Below are 10744 nucleotides of genomic sequence, written 5' to 3' on the forward strand. Positions count from 1 at the left end.
CACGTCGCCCAGGGTGCCCGGTCTTCGGCCACCGGCCGGCTAGCGGATCTTGATCGTGATCGTCGACCCCTTCGGCGCCTTGTCCCCGCCCTTGACCGACTGGCTCTTCACCGTGTCGCCGAACAGGCCCAGCAGGCCCCGGTCCTCCTCGACCTGGAAACCCGCGGCCTCGAGCGTCTTCTTGGCGTCGTCGACGTTCTGCCCGGTCACGTCCGGCACCTGGACCATCTCGGGACCCTTGGAGAGCGTCAGCGTGACGGTGTCGCCCTGGCCGGCCTGCTTGCCCGCGTCCGGCGACTGCTGGGCGACCTTCCCGGCGTCGTACTCCGAGGTGACCTGCGTGTCGGCGATCTTCACCTGCAGGCCCGCGTCCTGCAGCTCTGAGGTGGCGTCGTCGATGGAGTCGCCCCTGACGTCGGGCACGTCCACCGGGCTGCCCTTGCTGACGACGAGCGCGATCGCCGAGCCGCCGTGCCGCTCGGTCCCCGCCTCCGGGTCCGTGCCGATCACGGACCCCTTGGGCACGTCCGCGCTGAACGCCTGTGTGACCATGCCCGGCACCAGGCCGTCCTTCTTCAGCCGGGCCTGCGCCTGGTCCAGCGGGTAGCCCTTCAGATCGGGCACCTGCACCGTCTCGGGACCGTCCGAGAGCGTCAGCGTCACCGCGTCGTGGGAGCGGATCCGCGCACCCACCGCCGGATCGGTGCTGATCACCGTGCCGCGCCTCACCGTGTCGCTGTAGGCGTGCTTGACCTGCTTGACCTCGAGACCGGCCTCCTTCAGCCGGGCCCGGGCGTCGGCCTCCGTCTTCGCCAGGAGCGGCGGGACCTCGGTGAACTGGCCCGAGTTGATGTACCAGACCCCCGTCCCGACACCGAACACCACCAGCACGGCGAGGATCAGCGCGAGCAGCCCGCGGCGGGGCCGCGGCGAGCGCCGAGGCGGCTCGGGCGGCGGGGCCTGAAGCCGGCTCGTCCGGTTGAGGACGGCCTCCCGGTCCCCGCCCACAGGGCGGGCCGGCAGCAGGTGCGGGATCACGCTCGTGCGGTCCTCGGCATTGTCGTGCTCCGCGGCGATGGCCCCCGGCGGCACGGCGTCCAGCTGCTCGTCGGTCAGCGCGCCACGGGCTTGAAGCACCTGACCCAGCAGCGCCACCGCGTCCGCCGGGCGCAGCTCGGGGTTGCGCGCGGTCGCCGACGCGACAAGGTCGTCGAGTTCGACGGACAGCCCCGGCACGGCAGCCGACGGCGGCGGCACGTCCTCGTTCAGGTGCTGGTAGAGCACCTGGGCGGGGGAGTCGCCGTGGTGCGGCTTGGCGCCGGTCAGCATCTCGTGGAGGACGACCCCGCACGCGTACACGTCGACCCGCGGGTCGGCCACGCCCTGCTCGATCTGCTCCGGGGCGAGGTAGGAGACGGTGCCGAGGACGGCGCCCGTGGTGCTGGTGACGGTGTCGACGGACCGGACGAGGCCGAAATCGGCCACCTTGACCCGGCCGTCGTCACCTATGAGGACGTTCTCCGGCTTCATATCCCGGTGCACGAACCCGGCGCGGTGCGCGGCCCCCAGGGCGGCCAGCACCGGCTCCACGATGTCCAGGGCCGCGCGCGGCTGCAGCGCCCCGCGCTCGCGCAACACGTCGCGCAGGGTGCAGCCGGCGACGTACTCCATGGCGAGGTAGACGTACGATCCGTCGGCACCCTGATCGAAAACCTGCACGACGTTCGGATGGTCGAGACGGGCGACCGACTTGGCCTCCCGTATGAAGCGCTCGACGAACGAGCCGTCGGCCGCCAGCGTCGGGTGCATCACCTTCAGAGCGAGCACACGGTCCAGGCGGGTGTCCAGGGCCCGGTAGACCGTGGCCATCCCGCCGACTGCGATCCGCGCCTCGACGCGATAGCGGCCGTCGAGCACCTGCCCGACGAGAGGGTCCTGAAGGGTCGTATCCACGCTGGTGAGTCTACGAGGGCGCACTGTCACTCACCGTCCGCTGCGGGGACACCGGGGCCCGACTGCAGCCGACCTGTGACGCGACCTCCGGTCCGGCTCAGAAGGCCGGCAGTTCCGGGTCCAGCCGGGCCATGCCCTCCATCGGCGACGACGCCTCCGCGAAGTGCCGGCGCGGGATACGGCCCGCCCGGCGGGCGAGCCGGCCGGCCTCCACCGCGTGCCGCATGGCCTCCGCCATCAGGACCGGCTCCTGCGCCCGGGTCACCGCCGAGGCGAGCATCACACCCGCGCACCCCAGCTCCATCGCCAGCGCCACGTCCGACGCCGTGCCCGCGCCCGCGTCCAGGATGACCGGCACGCGCGCGTGCTCCACGATCAGCTGGAAGTTGTGCGGGTTGCGGATGCCGAGCCCGGACCCGATCGGGGAGCCGAGCGGCATGATCGCGGCGCAGCCGACGTCCTCCAGCTTGCGGGCGAGCACGGGGTCGTCGTTCGTGTACGGCAGCACGGTGAAGCCGTCGTCCACCAGCGTCTCGGCCGCCTCCAGCAACTCGATCGGGTCCGGCAGCAGGGTCCGCTCGTCGGCGATGACCTCCAGCTTGACCAGATCCGTGCCGAGGGCCTCGCGCGCCAGGCGGGCGGTGAGCACGGCCTCGCCCGCGGTGAAGCAGCCGGCGGTGTTCGGCAGCACCCGGATGCCCAGCTTGTCGAGCACGGACAGGACCGAACCGTGCACCGAGGCGTCGACGCGCCGCATCGCGACCGTCGTCAGCTCCGTGCCGGACGCCACCAGCGCCCGCTCCAGCACGTCCAGGCTGGGCGCGCCACCCGTTCCCATGATCAGCCGGGACGAGTAGGTGGTCCCACCGAGGACGAAGGGATCGTCAGCCATGGTCAGCCTCCTTGGACGGCGGTGAGGACCTCGACGCGGTCTCCCTCGCTGAGGGACGTCGACGCCCACTGCCCGCGCGGGACGACGGTTTCGTTGACGGCGGCGGCCACGCCCGAGGGGGCGGCGGTCAGGCTCCGCACCACCGCGTCGAGCGCGACACCGGGGGTGACCTCGCGGGTCTCCCCGTTGACCGAGATGTTCATGCCGGCTGCTCCGTGAGTGCGGCGGCGGTGAAGCGCCGGGGGGTGAAGGGGCGGGCCTCCTCGGGAAGCTCACCGGTGGTCAGCACGTGCGCCATGACGTCGCCGGTGACCGGGGTGAGCAGGACACCGTTGCGGTAGTGGCCGGTGGCCAGCAGCAGGCCGTCCAGCTCGGTGGGGCCGAGCAGCGGCGCGTTGTCCGGGGAGCCCGGGCGCAGACCCGCCCGCGTCTCGGTGAGCGGCAGCTCGGTGATCCCGGGCACCAGCTCGTGCGCGTCCCGCAGCAGCTCGTACACCCCGCCCGCGGTGACCGTGGTGTCCCAGCCCAGCTCCTCGCTGGTCGCGCCGACCACCAGCTCGCCGTTCTCGCGCGGCACGAGGTAGATCGCGCCACCGCGGACGACGGCGCGCACCGTACGGCTCAGGAACGGCGCGTACCGCTCGGGCACGGTCAGCCGCAGCACCTGCCCCTTCACGGGACGTACGGGCGGCAGGACGTCGTCCGGGACGCCCGCGAGCCGCCCGCTGAGGCTGCCCGCGGCGAGGACGACCTGCCCGGCGGCGAGCTCGGTGCCGTCGGCGGTCCGCACCCCGCAGGCCCGCTCCCGCACCACCGTGAGCCGCTCGGCCCACACCCGGTGGAAGACCACCCCGGCGCGTTCGCAGGCCGTCACCAGGGCGGCGGCGAGGCGGCGCGGGTCGATCTGGTGGTCGCCGTCGACCCTGAGCCCCCCGCGCACGCCCGGCGCGAGCATCGGCTCCAGACGGCGGCACTCCCGCCCGCTCAGCCACTCCGACTCCAGCCCCGAGCGCTGCTGCAGGGCGTGCAGTTCGCGCAGCTCGGCGCGGTCGTCGGCGTCGAGCGCGACGGCGAGCGTGCCGCAGCGGCGGTAGCCCAGGTCCCGGCCGGTAACCTCGGCCAGCTCGGCGGCGAAGTCCGGGTAGCGGCGCGCGGAGGCGAGGTTCAGGGCGAGCAGCGTCTGCTCGCCGTAGTGCAGCTCGGTGACGGCGGCCAGCATCCCGGCGGCCACCTGCGCGGCTCCGCCGCCCGGATCCGGATCCACCACGGCCGTGGCGAACCCGCGCTGCGCCGCCCGCCAGGCGGTCACCAGGCCGATGATCCCGCCCCCGATGACGAGGACGTCCGACACGGTCGACGCATCGCGCGATGTCGACGGTTCGTCCGGTGTACGCGACATGGGCGTCCAGCCCCTCCCTTCGCCGGCATGACCCGGATCAGGTTCGTACGGTCGGAGGCCGTCCCAGCCTCCCTCTCAGCCCGGTGCGCCGGGCTCCCGCGAGTGCTTACGGTGGCAACACTAGCCCGCAGAGCGTCGCCCTTGTAAGGCGGCCTCCGCCCGGCAAGGGCTGTGCAGGACGTCACTCAGCACGCCCCCTGACTGACAAATCGTCAATTGTCTATGGTGATCAGGTGAGCGAGCAGACGCAGGCACGGGGCGGTACGGCACGGCGCGTCGTCGTCGTGGGCGCGGGCATGGCCGGGGTGCAGACCGCGGTCGCCCTGCGGGAGCAGGGCTTCACCGGCGGCGTGACGCTGATCGGCGCGGAGCCGCACCAGCCGTACGACAGGCCGCCGCTGTCCAAGGCCGTGCTGCTCGGCAAGGCCGAGGGCTCCGCCTTCGACGTCGACTTCGAGGCGCTGGACATCGAGCTCGAGCTGGGCCGCGAGGCGACCGGCCTGCGTCCCGAGGACCACGAGCTGGACACCGAGCGGGGCCCTGTCCCGTACGACGTCCTGGTCATCGCGACCGGGGCGGAACCGATCCAGCTGCCCGGCGCGGAGGGCGTCCCCGGGGTGCATCTGCTGCGCACGCTGGACGATGCCGAGCGGCTGCGGCCGGTGCTCGCCCAGCAGCACGACGTCGTGGTCGTCGGCGCGGGCTGGATCGGTGCCGAGTTCGCCACCGCCGCGCGCGAGGCGGGCTGCGCGGTGACCGTGGTGGAGGCCGCGGACCGGCCGCTCGCCGGCGCACTGCCGGCGGAGGTGGCGGCGCCGATGACGTCCTGGTACGCGGACAGCGGGGCCGAGCTGCGCACGCACGCGTGCGTGGAGCGCATCGAGCCGGGCGCGGTGGTGCTGGACGACGGCTCTCGGGTGCCGGCCGGGGCGGTGGTGGTGGGCATCGGGGCCCGGCCCGCCACGGCCTGGCTGGCCGGGTCCGGGATCGAGCTGGGCGTGCACGGCGAGGTGCCGGCCGACGATCATCTGCGCACCTCGGTGCCGGACGTGTACGCGGTCGGTGACTGCGCGTCCTTCCCGTCGGGCCGCTACGAGGAGCGCCTGCTCGTCCACCACTGGGACAACGCCCTCCAGGGTCCGCGCACCGTGGCCGCGAACATCATCGGTCAGACACCGGTGGCGTACGACCCGGTGCCGTACTTCTGGTCGGAGCAGTTCGGCCGGTTCGTCCAGTACGTGGGCCACCACGCGTCCGCCGACACGACGGTGTGGCGCGGCGACCCCGAGGGCGCGGCCTGGACGGTCTGCTGGCTGCGCGAGGGCCGCCTGGTGGCCCTGCTGGCCGTGGGCCGCCCCCGGGACCTTGCGCAGGGCCGCCGCCTGATCGAATCGGGCACCCCCATGAACACCGCACTGCTGTCGGACCCGTCCCGCCCACTGAAGGAGGCGACGGCGTAGGGCGCAACCACCCCCTCCGCCTAACCCCGCCGGAGGCGCTCCGCTTCCGACTGTCAGTCCGGGATGGCACGCTTGATCCCGTGACCGAGATTGACGCAAAGATCGATGCTCTCGTCCCCGCCTGGCTCACCCTGCCCGACATCGCCGATGCCCTCGGCGTGGAGGTGACACGCGTGCGGCAGCTGGTCAAGGAGGGCCAGCTCATCGCCGTCCGCCGAGGCGAGAACAAGGCGCTGCACGTCCCCGCCGCCTTCATCGACGGGGACAAGGTGGTCAAGGGCCTGTCCGGCACCTTGACCCTGTTGCGGGACGACGGCTTCACGGTCGAAGAGATGATCGAGTGGCTCTTCACCCCCGACCCGACCCTGCCCGGCACCCCCGCGCAGGCTCTCAGCGAGAATCGCGGCACGGAGGTGAAGCGCCGCGCGCAGGCGCTCGCCGTCTGATCGATCCGGTCTGATCGGACCGGACCCGATCGACCTGGACCCGATCGAGCTGGACCCGATCGGACCGGACCCGATCGGACCGGTTCCGGTCTGATCAGGCCGGCACACAAGAACAACCGTCCGCGTACGGGCCGCGGGCCAAGGGACACGCCCCGGCCCCGGCCGACCGCGCCCCGCCGCGGCCCGTACGCCACCGACAAACGGGGGAACACCACCGTGCCCGACACCGCCCGCACCACCCGGCTCGCCGACGCCCGCGTCTATCTGTGCACGGACGCACGCAAGCGCCAGGGCGACCTCGCCGAGTTCCTCGACGCGGTCCTCGCCGGCGGCGTCGACATCGTGCAGCTGCGCGAGAAGGGCATGGAGGCCGCCGAGGAGCTGGAGCACCTCCAGGTCTTCGCCGAGGCGTGTGCCCGCCACGGCAAGCTCCTCGCGGTGAACGACCGCGCGGACGTGGCCCACGCCGCCCGCCCCGACGTCCTGCACCTCGGGCAGGGCGACCTCCCCGTCCCCGCGGCCCGCGCCATCCTCGGCGACGACATCCTGATAGGCCGCTCCACCCACTCCGAGGCGGAGGCCGAGGCCGCCGCCGTCCAGGAGGGTGTGGACTACTTCTGCACCGGCCCCTGCTGGCCCACCCCCACCAAGCCCGGCCGCCCCGCCCCCGGCCTCGGCCTGGTCCGCCACACCGCCGCGCTCGGCACCGACCGCCCCTGGTTCGCCATCGGCGGCATCGACCTCGGCAACCTGGACCAGGTCCTCGATGCCGGCGCCCGCCGCGTGGTGGTCGTCCGCGCGATCACGGAGGCTGACGACCCCGGCGCGGCGGCGGCCGAGTTCGCCAAGCGGCTGCGCGCCGCGTAGGAGCGCCTGGAGGCCGATCCTGCCCCGCGTTGTCCGATGGGTGGACAACAAGTCGACATTTCGGGCAAATTCCGGGCGTCCGGTTGGGGGACCGCCGCGCCCTGGCTAACCTGCGACTATGGCCCTCGGAACCGCATCCACGAGGACTGATCGCGCACGGACCGTGCGCGACATCCTCGCCACCGGCAAGACGACGTACTCGTTCGAGTTCTCGGCGCCGAAGACCCCCAAGGGCCAGCGGAATCTGTGGAGCGCGCTCCGAAGGGTCGAGGCGGTCGCCCCCGACTTCGTGTCCGTCACCTACGGCGCCGGCGGTTCGACCCGTGCGGGCACGGTCAAGGAGACCGAGCAGATCGTCGCCGACACGACGCTCACCCCGGTCGCCCACCTCACCGCGGTCAACCACTCCGTCGCCGAGCTGCGCAACATCATCGGCCAGTACGCCGACGCCGGGATCCGCAACATCCTCGCGGTGCGCGGCGACCCGCCTGGCGACCCCATGGGCGAGTGGGTGCCGCACCCCAGGGGTCTGACCTACGCGTCCGAACTCGTCCGGCTCATCAAGGAGTCGGGCGACTTCTGCGTGGGCGTCGCCGCCTTCCCGGAGATGCATCCCCGCTCCAGCGACTGGGACACCGACGTCACGCACTTCGTCGACAAGTGCCGGGCCGGCGCCGACTACGCGATCACGCAGATGTTCTTCCAGCCGGAGTCGTACCTGCGCCTGCGCGACCGGGTCGCCGCGGCCGGCTGCGACACCCCGGTCATCCCCGAGATCATGCCCGTGACCAGCGTGCGGATGCTGGAGCGGCTGCCCCAGCTCAGCAACGCCCCCATCCCCGACGGCCTGAAAGAGCGGATCCTCGCGGCGAAGGACGATCCGGCGGCGGTACGCTCGACCGGCATCGACTTCGCCACGGAGTTCTGCGCGAGGCTGCTGGCCGAGGGGGTCCCCGGACTGCACTTCATTACACTCAACAACTCCACGGCGACGCTGGAGATCTACGAGAACCTGGGCCTGCACCACCCGCAGCGGGCCTAGACCGCCGCACCCGTATACGACACACTGCGTAGCGGCCACTGGGAGAGGGGCGTACATGGGCTGGACGGTCCTCTACATCGCGTTCGGCATCGTCGCGCTGTGGCTGCTCGGTGAGGTGCTGCTGCAGTACAAGGCACGCCTTCGCTGGCGGCTGCTCGCGTTCGTCGGATTCCTCGGCGTCGTGTTCGGCGTGCTCATCCAATCCGTCGTGGTCATCGGCCTGGGCGCCGCCGCCTTCGCGGTCGGGCAGACCTACGTCACCCTGTCGTTCCGCCGCGGGTTCGCGGCCGGCTGGGCCGTCGGCAACCGCCCGCGCGAGGGTGCGGGCACCGGCAGCAAGCGCCGGCGGACAGAGAAGGCCCGCCAGGAGGAGGCGGCGGAGGACATCGACGTCGAGCCGACGGCCGCGACGACGATGCCCGCCGGAACGTACCGCCAGGACGACGCGTACGACGAGGACGACCACGACGACGTCTTCACCCGCCCGGGGGCCACCCCGCCCGCCGATACCGCGGCCGAGGCCACCTCCGTCTACGAGCCGCAGCCCCTGCCCGAGGAGACCGGCTCCTACGGCGTCTACGCGGATGCCACCTACACCACCGCCGGACAGCCCCAGGAGCAGCAGGCCTACGCCTACGACGGCTACTCCGGATACGGCCAGCAGCAGCACTACGGCTACGAGGGCGGCCAGGAGCAGTACGGCGGGTACTCCGACCCGTACCAGGGCACGCGGACCTACGGCGGCGGCTCGTACGACACCACGTACGGCGGCGAGCAGCAGTATACACAGCAGGCCTACGGTCAGGACCAGTACGCCACCGGCACCTACGGCGAGACCCCGCCCGCCGGTGTCTGGGTGCCCCAGCAGCGCACCACCGACGAAGCGTTCGACGGCGAACTCCCGCCCGAGCAGCCGTACCCCTACCAGCACAACGGCACCCCGCACGGCAACGGCTACGACGAGCGCTACCGCTTCTGACGTCCCGGAGCCGTGGGCCCCGGGACGGTCACTGAGAGCCCCGGAAGTCCGGCCCCTCCACGATGAGCCCGGCCACCAGGGCGCCAGACATGCCGGCGTGGGGGAGGCCCCCACCGGGGTGGGACCAGCCGCCGACCGTGAACAGGCCAGGTGTACGGGTCTTGTTGGACGGCTGCAGCAGACGGCCCCCGGCCGCGGCGAGAGCCGGCGCCGGTACCGCGCCGCCGGGCGCTCCGGTGTCCTCGGCGATGTCGGCGGGCGTGCGCACCTCGCGCCACAGGACACGGTCGGCCAGGCCGGGTATCGCACGCCCGGCGGCGGCGACGATCCGGTCCACATCGGACTCGGAGACCTCCAGCCCCTTGGGCACCGTGACCGTCAGCGTGACCGCCTCGTGCGCCGTGTCGGGCACCAGCGCCGGGTCGTCCGGGCGCAGCACGGTCACCGTCGCGGAGGGCGGAAGCCCGGCGGGCTCCGCGAACAGCCGGTCCAGCTCGCCCTCACGGCCGGCCGCGTGGACCACCGTCCGGTGCGCGGCGCCCTCCGGCCGGCCCCCGCGCAACGCCAGGAGCACCGTCAGCCGGCTGGGCATACCGTGCTGCGGCGCGACCTCGTCCGCACCGCGCGCCGCCGTCCCCGGCACCAGGCGGTCCAGGACAGTGGGCGCGACCCCGGCCACCACGTGGTCCGCCTCCGCCGCGACACCGTCGGCCAGGTCCACCCCCGCCGCGCGGCCGTCCTTCTCGACGATCCCGGTGACCTCGGCGCCGAAGACGAACTCCACCCGGCGGGCCAGGCACCGCTCGTACACGGCACGCGCCAATTCCCGCATCCCGCCCCGGACGTACCACATCCCGAAGGCGTGCTCCAGGTACGGCAGCACCGCCGCGCTCGCCGGCGTCGTCCGGGGATCCAGGCCGCAGGCCAGGGCATGGCTCTCCAGCACCGCCACAAGCCGCGGATCGCGCAGTTCCCAGGCGCCGACCTCGGCGAGCGTGCCGGCCCGGCGCGTGCGCAGCAGTCGCTTGTGCGGCACCGCCGGATACGGCTCCTTCTCCGCCAGCACCTGCCAGTTGGGCCATAGCGGCTCCTCCAGGAGCGGACGGCGCGTGCGGTCCCAGGCCTCGCGCGCCCGCACCAGGAAGTCGCCCCAGCGCCCGCCCGCTCCCGCACCCAGCGCCGCCTCCAGCGCGGACACCACACCCGCGCGCGAGGCGTTGGGCAGCGCCACCTCGGTGCCGTCCGCGAAGACGTGCCGTGACGACGGGTCCACCTGGACCAGCTCGACGCAGTCCTCCAGCGGCTCCTTGCCGGTCTTGACGAACAGGTCGCGGTAGACCGCGGGCAGCGGCAGCAGGCCCGGGCCGGTGTCGAAGGAGAAGCCGTCGCGCGAGAAACGGCGCACCGCACCGCCGTACGTCTCCGTACGCTCGTACACCACCACCCGGTGGCCCGCGACGGCCAGCCGGGCGGCGGCCGCCATCGCGCCCATCCCGGCGCCGATCACCGCAATCCGTGCCATGCCTGCGACTTTATCGGCCGCCGCCGACAATCCGGCCGCGGGCCTGTGACCGGCGCTTTCCGTACATCCGTGCCGTGGGGGTGAGCGCTTAGTACTCCAGCCGGAGATGTGATCTTGTTGGTAGGGGCCGGTGGGGACACGGGTGCGGCCACCGTTGATCATCGTCAGGTGTGTGGACTGAAGA

10 protein-coding genes and 1 riboswitch are annotated in these 10744 nt (G+C 72.9%); of the genes, 5 read left to right on the plus strand and 5 right to left on the minus strand.

Annotation, left to right across the window (positions count from 1 at the left end):
* Positions 1-39: 39 nt before the first annotated feature.
* From pknB to thiO, 4 genes are all read right to left on the minus strand, one after another.
* Positions 40-1953 carry a Stk1 family PASTA domain-containing Ser/Thr kinase gene (gene pknB / locus AB0N14_RS28715; protein ID WP_366028617.1) on the minus strand — a complete coding sequence of 638 codons (1914 nt, stop codon included), beginning with the start codon at positions 1951-1953 and terminating at the stop codon, positions 40-42.
* Between the two features lie 97 nt (positions 1954-2050).
* Entirely contained in the window at positions 2051-2845 is a 795-nt protein-coding gene (locus tag AB0N14_RS28720; RefSeq protein WP_103839847.1) for a thiazole synthase, read from the minus strand.
* Between the two features lie 2 nt (positions 2846-2847).
* The gene (thiS, locus tag AB0N14_RS28725) at positions 2848-3048 is read right to left on the minus strand and encodes a sulfur carrier protein ThiS (protein WP_103839848.1); all 201 of its coding nucleotides are present in this window, start codon (positions 3046-3048) and stop codon (positions 2848-2850) included.
* Positions 3045-4244 (minus strand): glycine oxidase ThiO, encoded by a 1200-nt coding sequence (thiO, locus tag AB0N14_RS28730; protein WP_366028618.1) that lies wholly within the window; start codon positions 4242-4244, stop codon positions 3045-3047. The genes thiS and thiO overlap by 4 nt, the downstream gene beginning before the upstream one ends.
* Positions 4242-4354, minus strand: a riboswitch (TPP riboswitch). Its footprint overlaps the gene before it by 3 nt.
* 123 nt (positions 4355-4477) lie before the next feature.
* Here thiO and AB0N14_RS28735 point away from each other — a divergent pair.
* The 5 genes from AB0N14_RS28735 (at position 4478) to AB0N14_RS28755 (ending at position 9038) form a co-directional block, all read left to right on the plus strand.
* Positions 4478-5704 carry an FAD-dependent oxidoreductase gene (locus AB0N14_RS28735; protein ID WP_366028619.1) on the plus strand — a complete coding sequence of 409 codons (1227 nt, stop codon included), beginning with the start codon at positions 4478-4480 and terminating at the stop codon, positions 5702-5704.
* Positions 5705-5784: 80 nt separating this feature from the next.
* Positions 5785-6150, plus strand: a complete 366-nt coding sequence (locus AB0N14_RS28740) for an Rv2175c family DNA-binding protein (RefSeq protein WP_366028620.1) — start codon at positions 5785-5787, stop codon at positions 6148-6150.
* Between the two features lie 216 nt (positions 6151-6366).
* Entirely contained in the window at positions 6367-7017 is a 651-nt protein-coding gene (gene thiE / locus AB0N14_RS28745; protein ID WP_366028621.1) for a thiamine phosphate synthase, read from the plus strand.
* A gap of 118 nt (positions 7018-7135) precedes the next feature.
* Positions 7136-8059, plus strand: coding sequence for a methylenetetrahydrofolate reductase [NAD(P)H] (metF, locus tag AB0N14_RS28750; protein WP_366028622.1), 924 nt, complete (start codon positions 7136-7138; stop codon positions 8057-8059).
* A 55-nt stretch (positions 8060-8114) separates the two neighbouring features.
* A complete protein-coding gene (locus tag AB0N14_RS28755) occupies positions 8115-9038 on the plus strand; it encodes a hypothetical protein (RefSeq protein ID WP_366028623.1) in 924 nt (307 codons plus the stop codon).
* Between the two features lie 28 nt (positions 9039-9066).
* On the opposite strand, the gene AB0N14_RS28760 is transcribed toward AB0N14_RS28755, so the two are convergent.
* Positions 9067-10560, minus strand: a complete 1494-nt coding sequence (locus AB0N14_RS28760) for an NAD(P)/FAD-dependent oxidoreductase (RefSeq protein WP_366028624.1) — start codon at positions 10558-10560, stop codon at positions 9067-9069.
* Between the last annotated feature and the right edge of the window lie 184 nt (positions 10561-10744).

The sequence above is a fragment of the Streptomyces sp. NPDC051104 genome (genome assembly GCF_040682835.1).
Lineage (GTDB): Bacteria > Actinomycetota > Actinomycetes > Streptomycetales > Streptomycetaceae > Streptomyces > Streptomyces cynarae.

Excerpts from the sequence above, each read along its gene's own strand:
- metF (WP_366028622.1), top strand. The coding sequence starts at position 7,136 with ATGGCCCTCGGAACCGCATCCACGAGGACTGATCGCGCACGGACCGTG.
- thiS (WP_103839848.1), bottom strand. The coding sequence starts at position 3,048 with ATGAACATCTCGGTCAACGGGGAGACCCGCGAGGTCACCCCCGGTGTC.
- AB0N14_RS28720 (WP_103839847.1), bottom strand. The coding sequence starts at position 2,845 with ATGGCTGACGATCCCTTCGTCCTCGGTGGGACCACCTACTCGTCCCGG.
- AB0N14_RS28755 (WP_366028623.1), top strand. The coding sequence starts at position 8,115 with ATGGGCTGGACGGTCCTCTACATCGCGTTCGGCATCGTCGCGCTGTGG.
- thiO (WP_366028618.1), bottom strand. The coding sequence starts at position 4,244 with ATGTCGCGTACACCGGACGAACCGTCGACATCGCGCGATGCGTCGACC.
- AB0N14_RS28760 (WP_366028624.1), bottom strand. The coding sequence starts at position 10,560 with ATGGCACGGATTGCGGTGATCGGCGCCGGGATGGGCGCGATGGCGGCC.